Here is a 2247-nt window from a genome sequence, read left to right on the forward strand (position 1 = left end):
CGTCCGGACAGAGCGGCGCGGGCTCGATCGCCGCCGGTCTTGCTGGGGTCGCCAGGGCCGGCGTTGGCGCTGCTGCCCAGCCGGTGAGACAGGCAACGTCGCGCGCGGCTTCGGCCCTGTCTTCCAGCCAGCAGGCTGGCCGCTCGGCCGCATGGAGTGCGACCGGTGGAGAGCAGCCATCGGGAGCTGCTTCAGGGCGAACTTCAGGCGGCGAAGCCAGTGCGGGATCCCCGCCGGAATGGGCCACCCGCATGAAGCGCGGCCAGGCCATGAGCCATGGCGCCAGCACGGCCGCACATTCGGTCCGATCGGGCGATCACGGCGGCGGCTCGATGAATGTTTCCCTCAGTCAGGACGAGCGCCGATGAACCTCTTCAGACGACCTTCCGTTCGTTACGGAAAAACACCGCTGCCCGAGACGCCCTACCAGCGTGCAGCACAGGTCTGGGACGAGCGCATAGGCTCGGCTCGTGTGCAGGCGAAGAACTGGCGGGTGATGGCCTTCGGCTCGCTCGTCCTGGCGGCTGGTTTCGCCGCAGCACTGGTCTGGCAATCCACACGCGGAACCGTGGTTCCCTGGATCGTTCAGGTCGATAAACTTGGCGAGGCCCAGGCGGTCGCTCCAGCTGTTGCCGACTATCGGCCGACCGATCCGCAGATCGCATGGCATCTCGCTCGGTTCATCGAGCAGATTAGAAGCGTGCCGGACGATCCGGTCATTGTCCGCCAGAACTGGTTGCGCGCCTATGACTACACCACCGACCGCGGCGCTGTATCTCTCAACGATTACGCCCGGGTGAACGATCCCTTCGCCAAGGTCGGCAAAGTCCAGATCGCAATCGAGGTCTCCAGCGTCATCCGCGCCTCGCAGGATTCGTTCCGCGTCGCCTGGATCGAACGCCGCTATGAGAACGGCAGTCTGACCAGCACCGAGCGTTGGACTGCCATCCTCACAATCATCATCCAGCCACCCCGCGATGCCGACCGGCTGAAGGCCAATCCACTCGGCGTCTACATCAATGCCATCAACTGGTCGAAGGAGCTTTCATGATGGGTGCGGCACGAACCCGCGATACGACGAGGCAGACTGCCCGCAACATCCCAAAGGCCCATCTTCTGGCCGTGGCATTGCTATCTGCGACGGCGCTCGCCGGCTGCGCCTCCAAAAAATACATTCCGCCGGAGGTCCAATATGACGATGCTGCTATGCCTGCCGTGAAGAAGATCGATCCACCTGGTCCGATTAAGGTGGTGGAACTGCCGAAACCTCTTCCGCTTCCCGGCCAGTTGAAACCAGTCGACACCGGAAAGGCGAAGGCAGAACTGACCGACCCTAAACAGCGGATCAGTCAGGCCAATGAGGCGGCACGAATGCAGCCCGTCCGCAACGGCTTTATCAACGCCATCCAGCTCTATCCCTGGAGCGAAGGCGCGCTCTATCAGATCTATGCCGCACCCGGACAGGTCACCGACATCGCCCTGCAGCCGGGAGAGCAGCTGGTCGGCTCGGGCCCCGTTGCCGCCGGCGACACCGTGCGCTGGATCATTGGCGATACCCAGAGTGGGGCAGGGGAACGGCAACAGGTCCATATTCTCATCAAGCCGACGCGCCCCGACCTCCAGACCAACCTTGTCATCAACAGCGACCGTCGCACCTATCATCTCGAGCTGCGATCGACCGAAAAGACCTATATGGCCTCGGTATCATGGCAGTATCCGCAGGATGAGTTGATCGCGCTGCGGCGCCAGAACGCACAGGCGTCCGCAGCACAGCCAGTCGCTGCCGGCGTCGACATCCAGAAACTCAATTTCCGCTATCGCATCGAGGGTGACGCCGCACCCTGGAGGCCGCTGCGCGCCTTCGACGATGGCGCGAAGGTCTACATCGAGTTTCCGTCTGGCATTGGCCAGGGCGAGATGCCGCCGCTCTTCGTCATCGGCCCGTCAGGGGGCTCCGAGCTGGTCAACTACCGCGCCCGGCAGAATTACTACGTCGTCGACCGCCTCTTTGCCGCTGCCGAACTAAGACTCGGCGGCAAGACGAGCGAGAGGCGCGTCCGCATCGTGCGCACCGATGGGAGCCGGCCCCGGCATAGCGCAGGATTGTTCAGATGAGCGACCCAACGAATGGCTTGAACCGGGACATCCGCGCTGAACTGCGTCTGCGGCCCGAACCTGCCAAGGTGGCGCGGCTTTCGCGCAAGGTGCTCATCGGCTTGGGAGGTGTTGCCAGCCTCGCGGTCCTTG

At 63.6% G+C, this 2247-nt stretch carries 2 protein-coding genes and 2 pseudogenes; all 4 read left to right on the forward strand.

Translation table 11 applies throughout. The features are described 5' to 3' along the window. A pseudogene (locus EN879_RS39545) lies at positions 1–368 on the forward strand (P-type conjugative transfer protein TrbL); the annotation flags it as partial. Next, complete coding sequence (gene trbF, locus EN879_RS32715; protein ID WP_063170710.1) at positions 365–1051, forward strand: conjugal transfer protein TrbF; 687 nt, start codon at positions 365–367, stop codon at positions 1049–1051. The pseudogene EN879_RS39545 and the gene trbF, both read left to right, overlap by 4 nt. Next, complete coding sequence (gene trbG, locus EN879_RS32720; protein WP_063170709.1) at positions 1048–2115, forward strand: P-type conjugative transfer protein TrbG; 1068 nt, start codon at positions 1048–1050, stop codon at positions 2113–2115. Before trbF ends, trbG begins: the two co-directional genes overlap by 4 nt. After that, positions 2112–2247, forward strand: a pseudogene (locus tag EN879_RS40300) (conjugal transfer protein TraI); the annotation flags it as partial. The gene trbG and the pseudogene EN879_RS40300, both read left to right, overlap by 4 nt.

This window comes from Mesorhizobium sp. M7A.F.Ca.AU.002.02.1.1, from assembly GCF_003998535.1.
Classification (GTDB): domain Bacteria; phylum Pseudomonadota; class Alphaproteobacteria; order Rhizobiales; family Rhizobiaceae; genus Mesorhizobium; species Mesorhizobium ciceri.